Origin of the sequence: Pseudomonas lundensis, from assembly GCF_001042985.1 — a bacterium.
Classification (GTDB): domain Bacteria; phylum Pseudomonadota; class Gammaproteobacteria; order Pseudomonadales; family Pseudomonadaceae; genus Aquipseudomonas; species Aquipseudomonas lundensis.
In genome coordinates, this window is sequence record NZ_JYKY01000001.1 from 184,134 (window position 1) to 205,146 (window position 21,013).

Sequence of the window (21,013 nt, forward strand, 5' to 3'; positions counted from 1 at the left end):
CTTAAGGCTCGGCATGACTGAACCCAACAACGATCCCCTGCACGGCGTGACGCTCGAATACATCCTGACCGCGCTGGTGGCGCACTACGGGTGGGAAGGGCTGGCGCAACGCATTGATATTCGGTGCTTCAAGAGTGACCCGAGCATCAAGTCGAGCCTGACCTTCTTGCGTAAAACCCCTTGGGCGCGGGAAAAGGTCGAGAAGCTGTATGTGAAATACGCCCGCACCAAGCGCGATATTTGACGGCCCGATGACTTCTCGCCCGACGACATTCAGCGCAGCCACTGTACGCACGCTGTGCTCCTGGCTGGCGATCCTCGGCTGGAGCGGCTTGGCGATTCAGCTCGACCTGATCCTGATGGCGCGCTGGACGTCAGGCGCCAGCCTGTTGGGCGGGCTGGTGAATTACTTCGGTTTCTTCACCATCCTCACCAACACCCTGGCCGCAGCGGTGTTGACCTGCCAAGCCACACGGCGTGACTCGGCGGGCAGGCGGTTTTTCCTGCAACCCAAGGTCAGCAGCGGAATTTGCGTGAGCATGATCGTGGTGGGCGTTGCCTACAGCCTGTTGTTGCGCAACCTTTGGCAACCCGAGGGGCTGCAATGGCTCGCCAATGAGCTGCTGCACGATGTGATGCCGGTGCTGTACGCGCTGTATTGGTGGTGGTGCGTGCCTAAAGGGGCGCTGCGTATCCGTCACATCGGGCTGTGGGTGCTGTACCCCCTCGTGTACTTCGGCTACATCCTGCTACGCGGGCATCTGTTAGGCGTCTACCCGTATCCGTTTGTGGATGTAGACAAGCTGGGCTACGCGCTGACGATCATGAATGCCAGCGGCATATTGGCGGGGTTTATCGTCGTGGCCGTCATCGTGGTGGGGCTGGATCGCTGGAAGTAGGAGATGAGCGCCGGTGAATCATGGCGCTGCGCCAGCGATCCGCCAGGCGGCTTATTCTTCGGCGCTGGCGTCCAGCCGCCAGTAGCCAGCGGCTTTCACCCACTCGTCATTCAAACCATGGGTGTCGAGCAACACTCTGCGCACTTTGCGCGACAGTGCGCTTTCGGTCGCCACCCATGCGTACAGCTGGCCTTCGGGCATCTTCAATTGCTCGACCGTTTTGAGCAGGTCTTCAGTGGCCTGATCGCGGTGGACCCAGATCACCTCAACGCTTGCAGCGCTTTGGAGCGGTTGTTCTTCTGCCGCATTTTCGACCTCAACCACCACCGTGGCCCGGCGGTTGGCCGGCAACTCTTCCAAACGGCGGGCGATGGCGGGCAGGGCCGTTTCGTCGCCGATCAGCAGATAACTGTCGAACATATCCGGCACCACCATTGAGCCCCGCGGGCCGCCGATGTGCAGGGTTTGGCCGGGTTGCGCCTGCGCCGCCCAAGTGGACGCAGGGCCGTCGCCGTGCAGCACGAAATCGATGTCCAGTTCGCCTGTCTTCAGATCAAAACGACGCGGCGTGTAGTCGCGCATCGGTGGCAGGCTGGTGCTTTTCAGGCCGGCGCTCAGCTCCAGCCCTTCAAGTGACGCCTGTTCTTCAGCGGTTTGCGGGAAGAACAGCTTCACGTGGTCATCGCTGCCCAGGCTGATAAAACCGGCCAGCTCAGGCCCGCCGACAGTGATGCGGCGCATGCGCGGGGTCAGGTCGACGACACGCAGTACCGTCAGTTTTCGGCGTTTTATTTCATGCATGACGCGGTGAATGGTCTGCGGCGTTGCGGCATTCATTGGGCATTCTCCTGCGTGGGCCGGTCAGTCACGGGGCCGTCGACGATGGCTTTGGCGGTGGTGTTGAGCAGGTCGCGAACGCGCAGGATTTCTTCCGGGTTCCAGCGGCCGTGGTGCATTTGCAGGGCGTGGCGCAGGTTGTGCACGGCCTCGTGGATTTCTTCCGGCCGATCATGGCCGCGCAGCGAGCGCTTGCTCACGTCAATGCGCATCCGCACGCCGTCCAGCGCAATCGCCTGTTCAGTCAACGACTGGCGACCCGCCTCGGTGATGGCATAACGCTTTTTACCGCCTTCGGTTTCGCCCTGAATCATCTCGCTTTCTTCAAGGAACGTCAGGGTCGGGTAAATCACGCCGGGGCTTGGGCTGTACGCGCCCTCGAACAGGGTTTCGATCTGGCGGATCAGGTCATAGCCGTGGCAAGGCTGTTCGGCGATCAGGGCCAGCAGCAGCAATTTCAGATCGCCCGGGGCAAATACACGAGGGCCTCGTCCACCGCGTTCACGGCCGGGGCGCTTCTCGAAACCATCCGCGTGCACGCCATGCTCGCGGTGGTGGGGGTGGTGGGGGTGGTGGGGGTGGTGGGGGTGATGATGTTCGCTCATGTTCTCTTCGCACTCTGTATAAGTTAGATACAACTTAAGATATATCTTAAGAGTGTTCAAGCCGAAAGGATGAACGGTAACGATTCTCAAGTGAGCGCCGGCGTTTTTTCAGGTGCGGGTGTTTGGGCAGGTGTTACAGCTGCGCAGTGGGCGGATGACACAACGTGTGGGTGGCGGGTTGCAGATAGGGCGTGAGGATGGGCGCCATGCCTTTGAGCACTTGCACCGGCAACGCGGAGGTGAATTTGAAGGCTTCGGCCGAGCGGCCCGGCACAAACGCTGTCAGGGTGCCAAAGTGCTGTTCGCCGATGTAGAACACAAAGGTCGCGGTGCGGTTGATCGACTTGGAGCTGATAAGGCGCCCGCCAGCGCCCATGCTTTCGATGCGGTTATCGCCGGTGCCGGTTTTGCCGCCCATGGCCAAGACATTGCCGTCGGGTTGTTTGAAGCTGCCGGACACGCGACGTGCCGTACCGGCGTCTACCACCTGTGACAGGGCCTCGCGCAATGCGGTGGCCACTTCACTGGGCATGACCCGCTCGCCTTTGTCGGGGTCATTGATCAGGCGGGTTTCGTAGGGGGTGTCGGCGGCAAAATGCAGGGTATCGATGCGCAACACCGGCAAACGCACGCCATCGTTCAAGATAATCCCCATCAGCTCAGAGAGCGCTGCCGGGCGATCCCCCGAGCTGCCCAGCGCGGTGGCCAGCGAAGGCACCAACTGATCAAACGGGTAGCCGACTTTCTGCCAGCGCTGGTGGATATCGAGGAACGCTTCAATCTCCAGCATCGTGCGAATCCGGCTGTCACGGGCACTCTTGTGTCGGCTTTTGAACAGCCAGCTGTAAACCTCCTGACGCTCAAACTGGCTGGCGGCGACGGCTTGCTGGAAGGTGGCTTGCGGGTTGTTCAGCAAATACCCCATCAACCACAGGTCCAGCGGGTGGACCTTGGCAATGTAGCCTTGATCCGGCAGGTCATACGCGCCAGGACTGTAGCTTTGATAGAGTTTGGCCAGGCGCTCGTCAGGCACCTTGTCACTGCGTAAATGCGAACGCACAAAACTGTTGAAAGTCGCCTGATCGGCGCGCGGAAACAGATACCGGTGGACCGCCGCCATGCGAATAGGGGTGGGGTGCATGCTGTCCAGAAAGGTATCGAGGCGTGCCTGCGTGTCCTTGCCTTTGTATTTTTTCCAGAATTTAAGCATGTAGGTGGTGCCTTCACGGTCCGCAAAGCGCGCCAGGTATTCCTGCCGACGGGGGTTGAGGTCGTCCTTGAGCAGTTCTGCACTGTTGCTCGGCGCCTGATACGTCGTGTAACGCACCACGTCGCGCATCAGGCGCACAAACGGCAGGTTGATGGATTCACGGATCGCGTCGCGCAGGGTTGGGTTGCGGCCATTGTCCTGAACGCGGAAGTTATTGAAGTGGTGCATGCCGCCGCCGGTGAAAAAACGCTCCCCCGGATTTGCCGAATAGGTGCGGTTGAGCGCTGCATCGAGCATGCCGGCAAGGCTCGCGTTCGGGTCGCGGATCAAGTAGTCCACGGCCCAACGGCTCAAGCGGTCTTGCTCATTGATCTGGACTTTCTTCAGGTTGGCGCTGGACTGGCCCGCGTACCGCTCATGCAACTCAGCGATGATTTGCAGGTAAGTGGTCATCACCCGCAGCTTGGCGGTCGAGCCCAGCTCCAGTTTGCTCCCTTCATTGATGTCGAACGGTTGGTCCGTGCTGTCGGTTTGCACCCGTGCGCGGGCACCATCGGGCGTCAGCTCAAACAAGGTGAAGCTGTAGCGCACCTGCGCCGTGCTGCTGGGGGTCAGCAACCGCTCGCCCAGCAGTCCGAGTTTGCCGGCAACAGCGGGGTCGGCCAGGTTGCGCAGGTATTCGCTGACCTGGCGCTGCAAGTCGTACTGCAAGGTGCTGGTGGCTGACAGGTCGAGGCGGTCAAGGTCATACAGCGGGCGTTGGAGCAGGGCCGACAAACGACCGCGGGCCACGCTGATGCCTTTGTTGGTTTCAATCGGCTGGATCGTCGGGGCGGTGTTCCAGTCCCGGTAAGTCACACGGCTGGCCAATGCTGCAGTGGTCAGTGCAGGGTTGATCACCTGATTCTGGGCCAGCAGGCGGATATGGCTGTCAGTCAGCACCGCCAGCTCGTCGCGGCCTTTGGCCAAATAATGCGAAGGTCGGCGTTGGGCAATCATCAGTGACAGCACTTCGCGCAGCGCCAACCCGCGTTGCGCCAGGCTTTGCGGGTCGCTGGCGGTGCTGGCCAGGTGCTGATTGACCTGATTGAAATCGGCGCCGTACCAGACGCGCAAGCCCTCGGCCATACCGTGCACCTCGCCATGCCCGGGCACCGCCGACAACGGCACACTGTTGAGGTAGTCGCGCACAATCGTCTGGCGTGCTTTTAAGGTGTCGGGGCCATCCTGATACGCGCGCACGCTGGCAGACACCATCTGCCGCAGTTTTTCACTGCCCGACACGGTCAGCCCATCGGGGGAGTGCCGGTATTTTTCAAGCTGGGTGGCTAGCGTGCTGCCACCCGCTGACTGGCCGGGCAAGTGGAGTAATTTGGCCACCTGTGACCAAGCGGCCATAGCGAAACGCGGCCAGTCCACCGCCGGGTTGGCCAACGGCTGGGCGGGGTCGAGCAAGTCGCGGTTTTCAATGAACAGCAAACTCTGCACCACCACGGGCGGGATGCTGGCGAAGTCGGAATACAGCTGCTGCGGGTAGTTGTAGTGGTACAGCGGTGCTCCCGAGCAGTCCGTGATGGAGAGTCCGGCCTGAATCTTTTCCGAGTAGGGGACGAAAAACCCTTTCTTGCTGTAGCTCAACAGTTCTGGTGAGAAGCGAGTTTGCTCGGCAATCACGTAATCGCGTTTTAACAGGCGCGGCAAAAAGTCGCCCAGCGAGCTGTAACCCAAGCGCTTGTCGAACGGCCCTGCGCCGGGATACAGCATGGAGTCGCTGGCGCCCGCGTGCATCGAATAGTTCAGGGCTGCGGCAAAGCGACTGAACTCCAGGGCCTGTAGCCTGGAGGTGCGCACTTCCTTCTCGATGGCAAACCCCAGAACCACCAGCGCGATCAACAGCAACACGCCCAACGCCATCCAGCCATAACGCCACCCGCGGTGCCGTGGGGCAGGGGACGGGGCGTCCTCCACTGCCGTATCAGGCACTGCGAGTTTGCTGGAGTTTGAATGCCACAGTGCGCCCATAGTTGACCGATCCACGTGCGCATTTTGGCTGCGCTTGAGTCAAGCGTAGACGGTGGGCCACGGGCACGAGAACTTTGTGTGCCGTTCTTCGCGCGGGATTCCCATCCGTTGCCTCACTTGCGGCGGTGAGGCGATTCGCCCAAGAACGTAGGGATAGAGCCTTCAAGTAAGGTAAATACGTCCTAGGTAGGGGCATGACTGTGCACCAACGCTGTGCAATACTCGCCGCCGATCTCAGTAGGGCATTTCCCTTTTGACCTGCCGACCCACGAGGTCCGGGCCGATCAAGAGGGGAGCCGGACCACACGCCCGGCTTGATAGAGCGCCCGATTGATGCCACATCCAATAACAATATGAGGTTGTACTTTTATGCCAGTCGGCAACCACCAGCCCCACAGCGACACCGCTCAGGGCGGTCCGCTCAAGCGTGAACTGGGCGAGCGTCACATTCGCTTGATGGCGCTTGGCGCCTGTATCGGCGTCGGCCTGTTCCTGGGCTCGGCCAAGGCAATTGAAATGGCAGGCCCTGCCATCATGCTGTCGTACATCATCGGTGGCCTGGCCATTCTGGTGATCATGCGCGCGCTCGGCGAAATGGCCGTGCACAACCCGGTAGCCGGCTCGTTCAGCCGCTACGCACAAGATTATCTGGGCCCGCTGGCAGGCTTTTTGACCGGCTGGAACTACTGGTTCCTGTGGCTGGTGACCTGCGTCGCGGAAATCACGGCGGTGGCGGTGTACATGGGGATCTGGTTCCCGGATGTCCCGCGCTGGATCTGGGCGCTCGCGGCGCTGATCAGCATGGGCTCGATCAACCTGATCGCGGTCAAGGCGTTCGGTGAGTTCGAGTTCTGGTTTGCCCTGATCAAGATCGTGACCATCATTGCGATGGTGCTCGGTGGCATCGGTATCATCGCCTTCGGTTTTGGCAACGATGGCGTCGCGCTGGGTATTTCCAACCTGTGGACCCACGGCGGCTTCATGCCCAATGGGGTGCAGGGCGTGCTGATGTCCCTGCAAATGGTGATGTTTGCGTACCTGGGCGTTGAGATGATCGGCCTCACCGCCGGTGAAGCGAAAAACCCCCAGAAGACCATTCCGAGTGCGATTGGCTCGGTGTTCTGGCGCATTCTGTTGTTCTATGTGGGCGCGCTGTTCGTGATCCTGTCGATTTATCCATGGAACGAAATCGGCACCCAGGGCAGCCCGTTCGTGATGACCTTTGAGCGTCTGGGTATCAAGACCGCTGCCGGTATCATCAACTTCGTGGTCATTACGGCGGCATTGTCGTCGTGCAACGGCGGCATTTTCAGCACCGGGCGCATGCTCTACAGCCTGGCGCAGAATGGTCAGGCGCCTGCCAATTTCGGTACAACCTCCAAGAACGGCGTGCCGCGTCAGGCGTTGCTGCTGTCGATTGCGATGTTGCTGTTGGGCGTGGTGCTGAACTACCTGGCTCCGGAAAAAGTGTTTGTGTGGGTGACGGCCATCGCCACCTTCGGCGCGATCTGGACCTGGTTGATGATTCTGCTGGCGCAACTGCGCTTTCGCAAAAACCTGAGCCCGGAAGAAGCCGCCGCCCTCAAATACCGCATGTGGCTCTACCCGTACAGCTCCTATGCCGCTTTGGCGTTCTTGCTGTTGGTGGTCGGGCTGATGGCGTACTTTGTGGAGACACGCGTGGCGCTGTTTGTAGGGCCTGCGTTCCTGATCCTGCTGACCGTGCTGTTTTACGTGTTCAAGTTGCAGCCGACTCAGGTGAGCGAGCCGAACCCGGGCGCGCAGCTGAAAAAAAGCTGATGCACTGACCCAGTGACACACCGTGCCGGAGCGAGTGAACTCGTTGCGGCACGGTTATTTTGCAGTGGCATTCAACTGTTTGTTCCAGTCCAGCCACGCTGCCAGTACCGCCATCATCCCCACGCCCAACACGGCGCTGATCAGTTTGATCGCCAGTGTGTCACCGCCCAGTGCATTGAGCATGTCGGCCAGTGGCGCCAAAATCACCCCCAAACAAAACACTTCCAGCGAATAACGCCCCATGCGACAGGCTTGCCGTACCAGCCAAAGGTTGAGCCAGTGACTGTGGGGGACCACTTTTGCAGCTACGTAAGCCAGTGCCAGAAAGTGCAATAAACGCACAGAGGACAGGTTGGTCTTGCTGATCGGGTACAAGTGCTCGCCCAGCCACAGCGGCATGAGGGCATCGTGCACTTGAGGCCACTTCCAGGACAGTGCCAGCAGCCCTGCGAGCACCAGGTATGTTACTGAACCCAAGAACAGCGGTTGACGCATCAGCGGGCGGGTTTCAGGCGCTTTATCGCGTTGCGCCCAAAGGGCCGCAGCGCCGCCGAGTACAAACAGGAACTGCCACGCCAGCGGGTTGAAAAACCACACCCCACCTTCTTGTGCCGCCAGGTTCCAGTAGGGGGCCGTGAGGTACACCAGAAAAGAAACACCCACCACCATCGCAGGCTTGCGCAGCAGCAAGGGCAATACCAGCGCTAAGCCCAGTAATAGCAGGATGTAAAGCGGTAACGGGTCCATCAAGTTGGGCTTGAAACGCAATAAAAGTTCGTCGGTCAGCGCCTGTTGCGGGTTGCTCAAAAAGTACTGCAACCCCATTTCTTGCACCAGATCTCGGGTTTCGACGTGATTGTTGGCAAAGAACACAATGCCCATCAGTACCGCCAGCAAGAAAATATGCACCACGTACAACACCCAGGCGCGGCGCAGAATTTTAATGCCTGCCCGAAGAAAGCCGTCCCGCTGTGCGATTTTTCCGTAAGCCAGTACCGCGGCATACCCGGCCAGAAAAACGAAAATTTCGGCGGCATCACTGAAACCGAAGTTGCGCACGGTCAGTTCAGCCAGCGGGTTGTGCGGGATGTGATCCCAGAAAATAAAAATAAGCGCCAGTGCGCGAAAGAAATCGATGCGGTGGTCGCGTCCGGTCGTCATCACGGAAGTACTCAGATATCAAGATTAGATAAAGTCCGGCCTGCGCAGCAGAGGTTGCGCGCCGCACAGCGGCGGCGCGCAGGGTGAAGGCAATTGTCAGTAATTGCAAAGTCTTGATATTACGCCGTGTCTCTGATCATCGACGTTGAGACGTTTAAATCCCTTTTTATTCCTCCTCAATGACCTCAAGCAGCTTTTTATCGAGAATGCCTTGCGTGATCTGTTCGAGGGTTTTGGCCTTATTGGTGGCCACTGCGGTCAGTTCGGCATGGTAGAGGTCTTCAAACGCCGATGATTGAGTGAAAACCTTGCGTTCATCAATCACCAGTTTTTCTGCCAGCTGTTTGAGTTCGCTTTGCAGACTCGTCAGCAGTGCCTGATCGCCGGCTTGCGTCGCATCCACCCACAATTGGTGTGTTTCACGCAGGTTTTCAAGTTCCAGATAGCGTTGATCGAACAAGGCATTGCTGGTTTTGATGCTGGCTTTATACGTTGATTCGATATGGTTTTTCCACGGTTCTTGCTCAAGGAGTTGCTTGGCCATAAAACCGGGCCTGGCTTCTTTATTGACAACGATCTGGTAGGCATCTTCAATTTGAGCCGGCGTTACCTTGGCGACATTCCTGAACTTCATATGGGCTGGCTGCCAGAGCAATTCCAACCGCTTCGCCAGGTCAACCTGGTAAATCAGTTTCACCTCTAGCGGGTCGGGTTTAAGGCGGTCAATCTCCGACACGGACAATTGGGCGTTGCGTCGAGCGGTTTCATAGGCGGCCTGCTGCAGTTCAATCTGGGTTTGAGCGATGTCATTGAGTTCGATCAGTCGAACTTCGCTTTTCATTAACTTAAGCAAGGCGAGTTCTTTTTCAGCCCCTTCAGCCAATAAGGCTTCGCGCAGCAGCACCCTGTAACCGAAGCGACTGAAAAGGGTGGAGACGCGGTCGACACAGGTTTCATTTTCAATCGAGTGTGCAAACACGGTCGCACGGAATTCGCTGTCTAGTGCCGCGGTTTCAAGTACCTGCCAGACCCGATCCGTCAACAGGATGCGGTCACGCTCATAATCTGCACTGGCAACCAGATCGCGTATGACCTTGAAGAAATTTTCAGAGTCGGGCTCGGCGTGTAAAGCGTCCCACAGCTCATTTTTTAAACGGATATCGGCAGGTGGCGTATCGGCGCTCAGCCACAAATTGGCCGGGTGCGGCGTATCGGCTACATGGACACGTGTCTCAAGGGGAAGCCCTAAACGGGTTCTGAGTTCATTGACTAAATCATGGGTCCGGGCGTTCAGCGGATTGTCATGTAGAAAAGTCGATCTCAATCGGATTGCAGGCAATTGAAAATACCCAGCCGGCAGCGAAGTGATGCTGTTTGCGCGCAAGTCGAAGTGCGTTAAATGCTGCAATTGGTTGACCCCCGCTGGCCATTGCGTGAGTCGGTTTTGGCTTAAGTTCAGACGGCGTAGTTCAGTCATCTGGCTGAAATCAGGCAGGAGATCTAACTTATTATGGCTGAGGTCAAGCACCGTGATTTTTTTCAGGTTGGCGAGTTTGCCGGCAGTCTCTTCAGTGAATACCAGCTTGTTCTTGTGCAACTTGAGCACGTTCAACTCCTGCAAAGTGAACAGTGACTCAGGGAGTTTGCGTAGATGGGCTGATTCCAGAGAAAGCTCGCGCAGTGAGGGGAAGTGCTTTAAAAACGAATCCATACTGGGGTGCAGGTATTGATTATTCATTTTCAGTGAAGTGACATGACTGAAATCGGCCTCCAGGGTGGGCAAGGTTCCTAGCTGAGTATTGCTGAAATCCAGTCGCGAGCCATGTACCAAGTTTCCTGAGTCGGGGGTGCGCTGCCAGCATTTGATCAGCTTGTCGGCGAAACGGGCTTTGTCACGCAGGTGCACCTGGCGAATATGCGCGTCGCTGATTTGCACAAACTCCAAAGGTTCTTGTTGCCAGTCTTCCAGGGTCTTTTTCAACCCTTTGAGCTCTTTGTTCAGTGCTTCAAGTCGATTCAAACCTTCGCGGCTGAACAAGCTGTCAACGCCAATAAAGTTCTGAACGTCTTCAGTACTGTGGGCGGGGTACAACTTGGACTTCAAATGCCGGATTCTTCGAGGATGAGTGGAAATACAGGCAAACGGTGCCCGGGTACAACGTGCCCCCTCGATTTCCAGTCGCGGGTAACCGGTGCGTCCTTTTGCCAGGCGAAGCGGTGAGCGGGGTGCGAGTATCTCCGGGGGCATGCCCAATACGGTACGCAGCCTGGAGCGTGTCAGCGGTTGGTGCTGTTTCAGCGCCTCTTTGAGCTGTTGACCCTGACTGGTGTGAGGGAAGCCTAACTCGGCTCTTTGTAGGTCGGGCAAGGCATGCAGTACGCTGGTATACATGTCATCCAGAGGATGCAGCATTTGATCCTCGCCGTTGTACGTGATGTAGCGATCACCTTGTTTGACCAGTACTTTACGAATCGATGCATCCGGTGCGCCCACCTGATCGAGTAGCGTTCCAGAGAGTTTAAGGTCGTGAACTTCCAGCCTGAAATCCGTGGGCCAACCTGGCATGTCGGCCAAGCTGTGGAGTATCAGTTTGTGGGCATCTGGCGAAGTGCGGTAATCGAAGTAAAACCCTTCATAGGCACGCATTAGCCGGTTTTCTTCCTCAAGCAGTCGGGCCTCCTCTTGTAAACGCAACGCAATGCGGCCAGCTTCCAACTGCACGATTTCAGAGGTGTTGGCTGTGCTGATGATTTCGTTGGCGGCGGACAGCGGCAGTGTCGGATGCGCCTCTTTCAGTTTCTTCACCCACAGATCCTCAGACTCCTGAGACTGCGCGTACACCGCGTCCAGCACGTTTTCTTGCAGGTGTTGCGCGTGGTCAGCAATTCTGGAACTCAATAACGTTGCCTGTTCGTTCAGGTCAAGCACGACAGTACCCGTCACGGGGTCTGTTCCGATCAAGGATTCGATTTCCGCATTGCTTAGCGACATCAGTACTGTCTTAAGCAATTGGCCCTCACGTACCTGGCTGTCGAGTACCTGGATAACAGGTGTTTTACCTTCAGTGACAGGTCCATATTCCATGATGACCTTTCCAGAACTGTCGATGCAGCGCAGGTTTTTTTTAGGGGTCCACATTTCGTGGTGGGTCATCACTGTAAGTTGCAATAAAGGATCGGCTGTTGTGTCGCCCGCCCGCATCTGTGCAATGAACCGCTTGAGTTCAAGACGCGCTTTGAGTCGCTGAACACAATCATCCAGCAGGGCGGGAGGCGCTTTCTGATCGATAAAACTCTGTCGTACGGCTGATTCCTCTGTGCCCGAAGCTTTTAATAAAGACAGTGCCTGCTCATCGCTGAGCCCCTGGAGGGATGTATCAAGGCGACGAACAAAGGTAGTGGTCGCCCATGTGTCGATTTCTTCAATTTCATGTATCCAGGCACCTTGACCATTGGAGGTGATTAACGGCGAATAGGCGTCAGGCCGGCTGGGGTGTTTCAGGCGGTAGGTATTTTCAGACTGGTGCTGCACTTGATACTGCTTGCCTTCCAGTGCCACATAACTTTTGTTCTGGTGAGTATAGAGTCCGCGTTTGTCTGCTTTAGTCGAGGCCGTGTGGGGAACGTCATGTTCAAACTGAGTGAGGTCCGGTTTCCAGAGCTGTTGGCTGCCGTCCGGCAGCTCAAACATGTCCAGCTCTTCAACCAGCGGCGACTTTTCGATGACAGGCGGCGCCGTAAATTCCTTGGCCAGTTTTCCTGCTGCCGCAATAAAGGCCACATTGATCAATACGCTTCGGGTATAGGACCAGGCGAGTGCCTGATCGTTTTGCTCCCACGCTTCAATGCCGTGGTAGAGGTCGGTCAGGATCTGTGCGGCGAAGACCACCGTCATCACTTCCCCCAGTCCGGGGATAAATAGCGCGGCGACATTGAGTACATTCAGGCTGACGTCGAAATAATGCTCAAGTCGGTTGATCAGCGAGACGCGATTTATTTCCGACGTGGGCACGGCTAGAAAACGTGCGTCGTTCAGGAGCTGAAACTTCTTATATTCAACGAGATGACTAAACAGATTGCCCCGCACGGGTGTGCGCGTCATTTCAAGCGGGTCGTTATTGTGCTTGATAAACCGTAAGTTCAAACGTTTGAGAAGCCTAAGTTTTTGAGACTGCGGCGCCAGGTGGATAAAAAACTGACGGTACTGCGCATCTTGCATTTTTCTCATCCAGTCGGCCGAGGCCATGCGGATGGAGGGGTACTCTTTGATGCAACTGATTGGGTCGCCGGGTATATAAAGTATGCAACGACGATCCAGTTCAAGCGGGTCGCCATGTGACAGAATCATGGAGTTGAACGGGATGTCGTCCATGTGCAGGGCATTACACGTCAAGGGCAATGTATTGAATAAAGGTTTTTCTTCACCCTGGGCATAACGTATCAACAGGCTATGGGTACTGGTGCTGATGTCACCTTTCATAAGTGCAATCTGAGCCTGTAGCATCAACACATCGCGATCATGGCGTTCGAAGGTGTGGATCAGTTGATGATTAGCGGCGCTGTCAGCGGGATTGAAAATGCGCGTGAGGTGAGCCTGGTACTTGCCACCGATATCCAGGTCTCGACACAGGCGAGCAAAATCAACCGGCGGGATATCAATCAAGCGTGGCGCCGGTTTGTCAGAGCCCTCTGATTGATGTGTCCATAAGTAAGAACCTTTCGGAAAACCGTCGGGTTGCGCCTGGCTTTCGTCGAAGTTATGCAGGGCTGCTTGCAGCAACGTTTGCGTCGTGGAACTTTCGACTTCTTGGGTGAATAGATTGAGTTTGGTGTGAGTGATGATGTTTTTTTCGACGTCGCATTCAATGCCGAATCGTTTGAGTAACGCCGCTTTTAATAATGGGCTTGCAAACGTATTAACGGTCTGCACCTGATCCAGGTACGTGTTGACGGCTGTCATTGACAGGCTATTAAGGGCCTGTATTTCTTTAAGGGCTTCGCGTTGGGCCTGCGTGGCGCCGGTGTACCATGCCGGAAGAGAAAGTGCATGTTCAGGCAATTTTGACATGACTTGGTGCGGCGCCTGCCTGACGGCCTCACGGACAGTGTTTTTTATAAAGTCGTGGTGAATACCCACTTCTTGCAAGTTGGGCAGGGTTTCAGATGCTGTATTTAAAACCGGTGTGGGTGTGGGCATCGAGTTGTCTCCAGACAGTTAAAAATACGAGTCTAGAAAGTTTATCGTGCGCTAAAAAGTCTAAATAGTTGATGGTGTCAGTCAGTGGGTGAGCATATATTGAAGTGCAAGAAGTAACTAATTAATACCGGTGTTTTTTTAAGTGTGCCCGTTTCTTTCAAGCGACCGGGGGATAGGCATGTTCATTCCCCCGGTGCCGCACGACTGAACCTTATGCCGTCGCAATCACGTTGGGTTCAAAGCTGTCTGCTCGTGCCATTTGCCACATGCGCGAATAAAACTCGCCATTGACTTCACCGATCAATAACTCACCGGGCTTGAGGAAGACGTGTAATTGGGAGAACAGTTTGACTTCGGTTGCCGAGACTCGACGTACCAAGTGCTTGGCCTGGAGCTGTGACGGGTGCTCAAGGCCCGCCGCTGCCAGCATCTCTGCCAGCCCTTTGAGCGTGTTGCGATGGAAGTGGAACACCCGCTGCGCTTTGTCGGGCACCACCAGTGCACGTTGACGCAAGGGGTCTTGGGTGGCAACGCCGGTGGGGCATCGGTTGGTGTGGCACGACTGCGACTGAATGCAGCCGATGGCGAACATGAAGCCGCGCGCGGAGTTGGCCCAGTCCGCGCCGATGGCCAGCACGCTGGCGATGTCGAAGGCGCTGACGATTTTGCCGCTGGCGCCCAGTTTGATCTTGCTGCGCAGGTTCAATCCCACCAGCGTGTTGTGCACGAACAGCAGCCCTTCGCGCATGGGCGCACCCATGTGGTCAGTGAATTCCACCGGGGCGGCGCCTGTGCCGCCTTCCTTGCCGTCGATCACGATAAAGTCAGGGAGGATGCCAGTTTCGAGCATTGCCTTGGCGATGCCCATGAACTCCCACGGGTGACCCAGACAGAATTTGAAGCCCACGGGTTTTCCCCCGGACAATTCGCGCAATTGGGCAATCCAGCGCATCAGCTCGATAGGGGTCGAAAACGCGCTGTGCCGCGACGGCGAAATGCAGTCTTCACCCATCATGATGCCGCGTGTTTCTGCGATCTCTTGCGTCACTTTGTCTTTAGGCAAGATCCCGCCATGGCCGGGTTTGGCGCCTTGGCTCATCTTGATTTCGATCATGCGCACTTGCGGGTTTTGCGCCTGGACGGCGAAGCGCTCCGGGTCGAAGCGCCCGTCGGCGGTGCGGCACCCAAAATAACCGCTGCCCAGTTCCCAGGTCAGGTCGCCGCCGTTTTCCCGGTGGTAAGGGCTGATACTGCCTTCGCCCGTGTCATGGGCAAAATTACCCAGCTTGGCGCCCTGGTTCAGTGCGCGGATCGCGTTGGCGCTGAGGGAGCCAAAGCTCATGGCCGAGATGTTGAACACCGACGCGGAGTACGGCTGGGTGCACTGTGGGCCGCCTACCATCACCCGAAAACTGGCCGGGTCGCTCAGTGGCGCAGGGCGCATGGAGTGGCCGATGAACTCGAAGCCCGACTGGTACACGTCAATCAGCGTGCCGAACGGTTTATCAGCGCTTTCATTTTTGGCGCGGGAATAGACCAGCGAGCGTTGGGCGCGAGAGAAGGGCAGCGCATCGCTGTCGGACTCCAACAAATACTGGCGAATTTCCGGGCGGATGGTTTCAACCATGTAGCGGATGTTGCCTAGAATCGGGTAGTTGCGGCGCACCGCGTGGGGTGTTTGCAGCAGGTCGAAAATACCGATCAGGCTCAACACCAGGGTGACCGCAGTAAATGGCCACAACCACTCGTGGTGCATGAACGGCAGGCTGGCAAGCGTGAAAATCACGCAAAAGGCAAAAAACGCATAACGGCTCAACAGTGACAGGCTCATACGGTTTCCTGTTTCAGGCTTATTTGTTCAGTCAGGCCATTGCGCCTGAAGGGCTCGCATGTAACACGAGCGGGGACTCACGGTGTGATCAGGTTCTGTCCGAAATGTCTCTGCGCTCGATGAGGCGGCGTTTAAGACATTTCATACAGATCCTAGAGGCCCTCTCTTTTTAGCCTGGAGGTTTCCCCGGGGAGGCGCTTGCGCTGTATCAAGCAAGCGCCAGTACAGAAAGCAGACTCGCCATTGAACGAGATTTCGCAGGGCGCAGCATCCCGACGAAAGTCGTGGCGTAAACACACACCGCATCAATGACGGGGCTTTCAAGGGGCTCACCATACAGACTGAAGCGGGCAGCGCGCTATCTGTGTCTTTTCGTCAGGGGGCTGTCATGTGATCCTTCGCGCTCTTTCTGGTTAGTTGGCTGATTCTTGTGAGTTCTTCAGATATTTCCTGCGCTATCCTTCCCAACACCATTCGCATCGCGGCGGCCGTACTGATCGGCCCTGACGGTCAGACCTTGCTGGTGCGCAAGCGCGGTACCCAAGCGTTCATGCAGCCGGGTGGCAAAATCGATGCCCATGAGCAACCCATCGACGCGTTGGCCCGAGAGCTGGAAGAAGAGCTGGCGCTCACGATCGACCCGGCCCGTGCCACCTATTTGGGGCATTTTTGCGCGCCTGCGGTGAATGAACCGGGGTTTGAAGTGCAGGCCGAACTGTTTTTGCTGCACATCGATGCGGTCGTGGCCCCGGCTGCGGAGATCGAGGAAGTGCAGTGGATTGATCCGTGCGGGGACGGTGGCCTAACTCTGGCCCCTTTGACCCGTGATGTGATTTTGCCGTTCTACCGTCAGATTATTCCTGCCTGATCCCGACTGACTGCTGACAAGGACTGTCCCTGATGCCTGCCCATGATTTGCTGATGTTTGCCGCCGCGTGTCTGGTGATGGTGCTGACGCCCGGGCCGAACATGATCTACCTGATCTCTCGTTCGATCTGTCAGGGTCGTAAGGCGGGCGTGACGTCGCTGCTGGGCGTGGTGGCCGGCTTTTTCGTGCACATGCTGGCGGCTGCGATCGGGCTTACGGCCGTGTTCCTCGCGGTTCCACTGGCCTATGAAGCCTTGAAGTGGGCAGGCGCGCTGTACCTCTTATGGATGGCCTGGCAAGCGGTGCGACCCGGCGCGCGCTCGCCGTTCGACGCCCGGGAGTTGCTGCCGGATGCCCCGTCAAGGCTGGTTCTGATGGGGTTCTTGACCAGTGTGCTGAACCCCAAGGTGGCGATGTTCTACCTGTCGATTTTTCCGCAGTTCATCAGCCCGGAGCACGGTTCGCTGTTTATCCAAAGTATCCTGTTGGGCCTGACGCAAATCAGCGTCAGTTTCACCGTGAATCTGTTGATCGCATTGTTCGCTTCCGGCATTGCCGTCTGGTTCGTGCGCAACCCGCTGTGGTTGGCCGTGCAGCGTTATGTGATGGGCGGGGTGCTGGCTGCGCTGGCCGTGAGACTGATGCTGGAGCAACGAAAAACCGTATGACGTGGACCTGTAATGGCTATAGAACTGCTTAATCCTTCACACGCCAGGGCGTATCGCCAGCTTATGCTTGAGGCGTACGCACTACACCCCGAGGCCTTTGTCTCTAGCATTACCCGCCGTGAAGCGATGCCGCTGAGCTGGTGGCAATCGCAGCTGGATGACGAACTGAGCACGCTGTATGGCGCGTTTGTGGAGGGGCAGCTGGTGGGGGTTGTCGGTCTGGCGTTCGAACCCTGGGAAGACATGCAGCACAAGGCCACCTTATTTGGCTTGTACGTGGGTGAACACTGCCGGGGGCAGGGGCTGGGCGAGCAACTGGTGCACGTTGTGCTGTCACTGGCTGAAGAAGAACCCGATCTCAACGTGATTGAGCTGACGGTGAGTGCGAACAGTCTCCCGGCATTGGCGCTGTACACCCGTTGCGGGTTTCAGCAGTCGGGCCTGGAAGACTGCGCCATCAGGGTGGGCGAGGACTATTACGACCGTGTGCACATGCGCCGACAGGTCAATCGACCGGATGACCCGGCAGGCGCAGCTGCATAGCTGCGCCCGGCGTCGACAGGTGCAGAGCGCGTTTCAACGCACCGCGCTGACACCGTCCAGCGTCGAGAACGAGGTGTCCTTGGCGGTCAGCAGGAAGTCGCGCATGTAGGGCGCATCCAGCATGTCTGCCCGAATGGCTGCGTAGAGTGTGGCGAACAAGCCTTTTTCCCCCAGGCGCTTGGCCTTTACATAGCCCCGCGAGCTGTATTCATGCAGCGCCCAGTGCGGCATGCCGCAGACCCCGCGCCCGCTGGCGACCAGTTGCATCATCATGACGGTCAGCTCCGAGGTGCGCACTTGCGCGGGCTCCACGTCGGCGGGTTCCAGAAAGCGGGTGAAGATATCGAGGCGATCACGTTCCACCGGATAGGTAATCAACGTTTCGCTTTTCAGGTCGTCGGGCACGATAAACGGCTTGCTGGCCAACGGGTGCTGATTGGCCACTGCCAACATGGCTTCGTAGGTGAACAACGGCACATACGTCAGGCCCGCAATCTCCTGCGGGTCGGAAGTCACCACCAGGTCCAGGTCGCCTCGGGCCAGCGCCGGGAGCGGGGCGAAGGCAAACCCCGAGGCCAGATCGAGCTCCACCTCGGGCCATGCATCGCGGAACTGGTCGATGGTCGGCATCAGCCACTGAAAGCAGCTGTGGCATTCGATGGCCATGTGCAGGCGTCCGGCCGTGCCGCCCACCAGACGCGCGATATCACGCTCCGCGCTGCGCATCAGTGGCAGCATGGCGTCGGCCAGTTGCAACAGGCGTAAACCGGCACTGGTGAAGCGCACGGGTTTGGTTTTGCGCACGAACAACGGCATGCCCATGCGTTCTTCCAACTCTTTGAATTGATGAGACAACGCCGACTGGGTCAGGTGCAGGCGTTCTGCCGCTTCCACCAGGCTGTCGGATTCGCGCAAGGCGTGCAGGGTTTTGAGGTGACGAATTTCCAGCACGGGTGCTCCATGAGTAATTTTGATGATGAACACGAAAACGTTGAGTTTGTCTCATGTTGCACCGTCTGTCGATAATTGGGCCATTACTGACATGGAGGAATGCCGTCATGGCCCTGGCCCACAATCTTGGTTTCCCACGCATCGGCGCGGATCGCGAACTTAAAAAAGCCCTTGAAGCCTATTGGAAAGGCGACATCGACCACGCCGCGCTGCAAGCCGTGGGCCGTGAATTGCGCGCCAAACACTGGCAACTGCAAAAAGACGCGGGTATTGATCTGCTGCCCGTGGGCGATTTCGCCTGGTACGACCAGGTGCTGACTCATTCACTGACCTTCGGGGCGATCCCGGCGCGTTTCGCCAACACGCTGGACCACAACGGCCGCCCGACCCTGGACACCCTGTTCGCCATGGCTCGTGGCGCCAGCCACAGCTGCTGCGGCGGCGAACACAGCCAAGGCCAGTACGCTCAGGAACTGACCAAGTGGTTCGACACCAACTATCACTACCTGGTCCCGGAATTTACGCCGGATCAGCGCTTCGAGCTGAGCTGGAACGAACTGTTTGAGGAAGTCGATGAAGCGCTGGCGTTGGGCCACAAGGTCAAGCCCGTCATCATCGGTCCGCTGACGTATCTGTGGCTGGGCAAGGCCAAAGGCAACGCGTTCGACAAACTCGACCTGCTGGAAAACCTGCTGCCGGTGTACGCACAGATCCTTTCGCGCCTGGCTGAGCAAGGGGTGGAGTGGGTGCAGATCGACGAGCCGATCCTGTCGCTGGACTTGCCGCAAGCCTGGAAAAACGCCTTCGAACGCGCGTATCACATTCTTCAGTACTCGCCCCTGAAAAAACTGGTGGCGACTTACTTCAGCGGGCTGGAAGACAACCTTGGTCTGGCGGTCAGCCTGCCGGTGGAGGGGCTGCACGTTGATCTGGTGCGCGCTCAGGACCAGTTGCACGGGATTCTGGATCGCCTGCCGACCTATAAAGTGCTGTCGCTGGGACTGGTCAATGGTCGCAACGTGTGGCGCTGTGACCTGGAAAACGCCTTGGCGCAATTGCAACTGGCCGAAGAACGTTTTGGGGACAATGTGTGGGTCGCTGGTTCGTGCTCGCTGTTGCACAGCCCGGTGGACCTGGACCGCGAAACCCAACTGGACGCGGAGCTCAAAGGCTGGCTCGCCTTCGCCAAACAAAAATGCAGCGAAATCGCCGTGCTGCGTGATGCCCTGAACATCCCGCAAGACCCAAAGGTGCAACAGGCGCTGGCCGAAAGCCGCGCGCTACAGCACAGCCGTGCCCACTCGCCGCGCATCCATAAACCAGTGGTGCAAGCGCGCCTGGAGGCCATCACGGCCGCTGACAGCCAGCGTCAATCGCCCTTTGCCGAACGTATCGAAGTGCAGCGTGCGCGCTTGAACCTGCCAGCGTTTCCGACCACAACCATCGGCTCCTTCCCGCAGACAGCTTCGATTCGTCTGGCGCGTCAGTCGTACAAACAGGGCAAGTTGTCGACCAGCGAATACACCGACGCCATGCACAGTGAAATCCGCAATGCCGTAGAGACTCAGGAGCGCCTCGGTCTGGACGTGCTGGTTCACGGCGAAGCCGAACGCAATGACATGGTCGAATACTTCGCCGAGCAACTGGACGGCTACGTGTTCACTCACTATGGCTGGGTGCAGAGCTACGGTTCGCGCTGCGTGAAACCGGCGATCATTTTTGGTGACCTGAGCCGCCCCAACGCCATGACCGTGGAGTGGATCACGTACGCCCAAGGCCTGACCGACAAAGTCATGAAGGGCATGCTGACCGGCCCTGTGACCATGTTGATGTGGTCATTCCCGCGCGAAGACGTGCCGCGCAACGTGCAAGCGCGACAATTGGCGCTGGCCATCCGTGACGAAGTGCTCGACCTGGAAAAAGCCGGTATCAAGATTGTGCAAATTGACGAAGCGGCGTTCCGCGAAGGTTTGCCGTTACGCCGCGCGCAGTGGCAGGAGTACCTGGACTGGGCGGTGGAAGCCTTCCGCCTGTGCGCCTCGGGCGTGGGTGACGAAACCCAGATCCACACCCACATGTGCTACAGCGAATTCAACGACGTGATCCAGTCGATTGCCGCGATGGATGCTGACGTGATAACCATCGAAACCTCGCGCTCGGACATGGAGTTGCTGGAGGCCTTTGAAGCGTTCGATTACCCGAACGACATTGGACCGGGGGTCTATGACATCCACTCGCCACGGGTGCCGGACACGGCGCAAATGGTCAAATTGCTGAGCAAGGCCGCGCAGCGCATCCCGGCAGAACGGTTGTGGGTCAACCCCGATTGCGGCCTCAAAACCCGCGCCTGGGCCGAGACTGAAGCCGCGTTGATCAACATGGTGGCCGCCGCCCGCAAGCTACGGGCTGAAGTGGCCTGAC

14 protein-coding genes are annotated in these 21,013 nt (G+C 57.7%); 7 read left to right on the forward strand and 7 right to left on the reverse strand.

Features of this window, described 5'->3' with window-relative positions; all coding sequences use genetic code 11:
- The first annotated feature begins 13 nt into the window (after nt 1–13).
- Together TU74_RS00865 and TU74_RS00870 are read left to right on the forward strand one after the other, a co-directional pair.
- Nucleotides 14–244 (forward strand): VF530 family protein, encoded by a 231-nt coding sequence (locus TU74_RS00865; RefSeq protein WP_047273926.1) that lies wholly within the window; start codon nt 14–16, stop codon nt 242–244.
- Between the two features lie 7 nt (nt 245–251).
- Nucleotides 252–899 (forward strand): Pr6Pr family membrane protein, encoded by a 648-nt coding sequence (locus tag TU74_RS00870; protein WP_047278762.1) that lies wholly within the window; start codon nt 252–254, stop codon nt 897–899.
- A gap of 51 nt (nt 900–950) precedes the next feature.
- Here the strand turns inward: TU74_RS00870 and TU74_RS00875 are convergent, their stop codons facing one another.
- The 3 genes from TU74_RS00875 to TU74_RS00885 form a co-directional block, all read right to left on the reverse strand.
- The gene (locus tag TU74_RS00875; protein WP_048374590.1) at nt 951–1,736 is read right to left on the reverse strand and encodes a siderophore-interacting protein; all 786 of its coding nucleotides are present in this window, start codon (nt 1,734–1,736) and stop codon (nt 951–953) included.
- Nucleotides 1,733–2,341, reverse strand: a complete 609-nt coding sequence (locus tag TU74_RS00880; protein ID WP_048374592.1) for a PadR family transcriptional regulator — start codon at nt 2,339–2,341, stop codon at nt 1,733–1,735. The genes TU74_RS00875 and TU74_RS00880 overlap by 4 nt, the downstream gene beginning before the upstream one ends.
- 133 nt (nt 2,342–2,474) lie before the next feature.
- Complete coding sequence (locus tag TU74_RS00885) at nt 2,475–5,573, reverse strand: transglycosylase domain-containing protein (protein WP_048374594.1); 3,099 nt, start codon at nt 5,571–5,573, stop codon at nt 2,475–2,477.
- A gap of 369 nt (nt 5,574–5,942) precedes the next feature.
- Here TU74_RS00885 and TU74_RS00890 point away from each other — a divergent pair, with 369 nt between their 5' ends.
- Entirely contained in the window at nt 5,943–7,373 is a 1,431-nt protein-coding gene (locus tag TU74_RS00890; RefSeq protein ID WP_047273936.1) for an amino acid permease, read from the forward strand.
- 54 nt (nt 7,374–7,427) lie between these two features.
- On the opposite strand, the gene TU74_RS00895 is transcribed toward TU74_RS00890, so the two are convergent.
- The 3 genes from TU74_RS00895 to TU74_RS00905 form a co-directional block, all read right to left on the reverse strand.
- Nucleotides 7,428–8,534 carry an OpgC domain-containing protein gene (locus TU74_RS00895; protein WP_048374596.1) on the reverse strand — a complete coding sequence of 369 codons (1,107 nt, stop codon included), beginning with the start codon at nt 8,532–8,534 and terminating at the stop codon, nt 7,428–7,430.
- Nucleotides 8,535–8,700: 166 nt separating this feature from the next.
- Nucleotides 8,701–13,731: a dermonecrotic toxin domain-containing protein gene (locus TU74_RS00900; RefSeq protein WP_048374598.1), complete on the reverse strand. Its 5,031-nt coding sequence runs from the start codon at nt 13,729–13,731 to the stop codon at nt 8,701–8,703.
- A gap of 211 nt (nt 13,732–13,942) precedes the next feature.
- The gene (locus TU74_RS00905) at nt 13,943–15,562 is read right to left on the reverse strand and encodes an FMN-binding glutamate synthase family protein (protein ID WP_048374600.1); all 1,620 of its coding nucleotides are present in this window, start codon (nt 15,560–15,562) and stop codon (nt 13,943–13,945) included.
- 430 nt (nt 15,563–15,992) lie between these two features.
- Here TU74_RS00905 and TU74_RS00910 point away from each other — a divergent pair, with 430 nt between their 5' ends.
- From TU74_RS00910 to TU74_RS00920, 3 genes are read left to right on the forward strand one after another with little or no spacing between them, the layout of a single operon-like run.
- Nucleotides 15,993–16,430, forward strand: coding sequence for an NUDIX hydrolase (locus tag TU74_RS00910; protein ID WP_082149788.1), 438 nt, complete (start codon nt 15,993–15,995; stop codon nt 16,428–16,430).
- Between the two features lie 29 nt (nt 16,431–16,459).
- The gene (locus TU74_RS00915) at nt 16,460–17,098 is read left to right on the forward strand and encodes a LysE family translocator (RefSeq protein WP_048374602.1); all 639 of its coding nucleotides are present in this window, start codon (nt 16,460–16,462) and stop codon (nt 17,096–17,098) included.
- Between the two features lie 12 nt (nt 17,099–17,110).
- A complete protein-coding gene (locus TU74_RS00920; protein ID WP_048374604.1) occupies nt 17,111–17,641 on the forward strand; it encodes a GNAT family N-acetyltransferase in 531 nt (176 codons plus the stop codon).
- A gap of 33 nt (nt 17,642–17,674) precedes the next feature.
- Here TU74_RS00920 and metR read toward each other — a convergent pair whose 3' ends face one another.
- Entirely contained in the window at nt 17,675–18,592 is a 918-nt protein-coding gene (metR, locus tag TU74_RS00925) for a transcriptional regulator MetR (protein ID WP_047273951.1), read from the reverse strand.
- 107 nt (nt 18,593–18,699) lie between these two features.
- Here metR and metE point away from each other — a divergent pair, with 107 nt between their 5' ends.
- Nucleotides 18,700–21,012, forward strand: coding sequence for a 5-methyltetrahydropteroyltriglutamate--homocysteine S-methyltransferase (gene metE, locus TU74_RS00930; protein ID WP_048374606.1), 2,313 nt, complete (start codon nt 18,700–18,702; stop codon nt 21,010–21,012).
- Nucleotide 21,013 lies beyond the last annotated feature (1 nt).

Bases quoted from the DNA above. Each gene is read 5' to 3' on its own strand.
- TU74_RS00865 (WP_047273926.1), top strand. From the start codon at position 14: ATGACTGAACCCAACAACGATCCCCTGCACGGCGTGACGCTCGAATAC.
- TU74_RS00870 (WP_047278762.1), top strand. From the start codon at position 252: ATGACTTCTCGCCCGACGACATTCAGCGCAGCCACTGTACGCACGCTG.
- TU74_RS00875 (WP_048374590.1), bottom strand. From the start codon at position 1,736: ATGAATGCCGCAACGCCGCAGACCATTCACCGCGTCATGCATGAAATA.
- TU74_RS00880 (WP_048374592.1), bottom strand. From the start codon at position 2,341: ATGAGCGAACATCATCACCCCCACCACCCCCACCACCCCCACCACCCC.
- TU74_RS00885 (WP_048374594.1), bottom strand. From the start codon at position 5,573: ATGGGCGCACTGTGGCATTCAAACTCCAGCAAACTCGCAGTGCCTGAT.
- TU74_RS00890 (WP_047273936.1), top strand. From the start codon at position 5,943: ATGCCAGTCGGCAACCACCAGCCCCACAGCGACACCGCTCAGGGCGGT.
- TU74_RS00895 (WP_048374596.1), bottom strand. From the start codon at position 8,534: ATGACGACCGGACGCGACCACCGCATCGATTTCTTTCGCGCACTGGCG.
- TU74_RS00900 (WP_048374598.1), bottom strand. From the start codon at position 13,731: ATGCCCACACCCACACCGGTTTTAAATACAGCATCTGAAACCCTGCCC.
- TU74_RS00905 (WP_048374600.1), bottom strand. From the start codon at position 15,562: ATGAGCCTGTCACTGTTGAGCCGTTATGCGTTTTTTGCCTTTTGCGTG.
- TU74_RS00920 (WP_048374604.1), top strand. From the start codon at position 17,111: ATGGCTATAGAACTGCTTAATCCTTCACACGCCAGGGCGTATCGCCAG.
- metE (WP_048374606.1), top strand. From the start codon at position 18,700: ATGGCCCTGGCCCACAATCTTGGTTTCCCACGCATCGGCGCGGATCGC.